This is a genomic window from Streptomyces bambusae, assembly GCF_019400985.1.
Taxonomy (GTDB): Bacteria; Actinomycetota; Actinomycetes; order Streptomycetales; family Streptomycetaceae; genus Streptomyces; species Streptomyces bambusae_A.
Genome location: NZ_WTFF01000681.1, coordinates 1 through 984, shown reverse-complemented (window position 1 = coordinate 984; position 984 = coordinate 1). Strand labels below are relative to the sequence as shown.

2 protein-coding genes are annotated in these 984 nt (G+C 77.2%); both read right to left on the bottom strand.

Annotated features, from left to right (window positions below; all coding sequences use genetic code 11):
- Nucleotides 1-185: hypothetical protein (locus tag GPJ59_RS36520; protein WP_219672391.1), on the bottom strand; the 185-nt coding region annotated here is incomplete at its 3' end.
- 155 nt (nt 186-340) lie between these two features.
- Nucleotides 341-952: a hypothetical protein gene (locus GPJ59_RS36515; protein ID WP_219672390.1), complete on the bottom strand. Its 612-nt coding sequence runs from the start codon at nt 950-952 to the stop codon at nt 341-343.
- Nucleotides 953-984 lie beyond the last annotated feature (32 nt).

Genomic DNA, 984 nt, shown 5'->3' with positions numbered 1-984 from the left:
GGCACGGTGCGGGTGCGCACGCCGGAGCCGTGCGGGCGCACCACCGTGAGCGGGCCGGGCGTACCGGTCTCGGGCAGCGGCGCGCCGTCGGGCGCCCAGAAGGCGAACCGCCCCTCCCGGGGCACGGGTGCGGGCAGGAAGACGGCGGCATGGCGCAGCAGCGACTCCGCGGGTCCGGCGGCCATGGCGTCCCCTCCCCCTTCCGCTCGCTCGGCGGACCGCCCCGCCTCGGAGCGGTCCCATTACCGGCGAGTCTAGGCAGGCGCACTGACAACGACCCCCGCCCACCCTCCTGACCTGCGAGGACGCCGAGGTCTCAGCCCTGTGCTCAGCCTTGTGCTCAGCCCTGTGCCCAGCGCCCGGGCTCGTGCGCGTAGCCGAACCGCGGCCGGCCCGTGGCCGCGCTGACGCGCAGCGGGCGCCCGCCGTCGTCGAGCCGGGCCGTGCCCGAGCCCGACGGCGCCGACCAGCGCAGGTCGAGGTACCAGTCGCAGTCGCACCCCGCGGTGGCGGCCTCCACGCGCAGCACCACGGGGTCGGAGGCCGAGAGCCGCAGCGGGAACTGCGGGGCCGGCAGGACACGCGTCCCGTCGGCCCCGGCGACCGGCCGGGCCAGCGGGCGCGGCGCGTCCAGGTCGACCCGGAAGACGGCCGGGGTCAGTATGCCGCCGCAGCCCATCGACATCTCGTAGACGTTCCAGGCGGGTGGCGTGCGCCGCTTGACGACGCGCACCTCCAAGGCCTGCAGTACGACCGCCTCCGCGCCCTTGCCGTGCAGCGTGACCTCGACGATCTGCCGGCCCGCGTGCACGGCCCGCTGCGCCTGCGCCCAGCGCGGGGCGTCGGCCTCCACCGGGGGCGGCGGCACCGCGCCGGGGCCCTGCGCCGCCAGGTACGCGTGGTCGCACCCGTGCGCCCATACGTGCGGGCGCACGGCCGCCGTGAACGGCACCTGTCGCTTATACCCATCTGCCGCTGCCGACG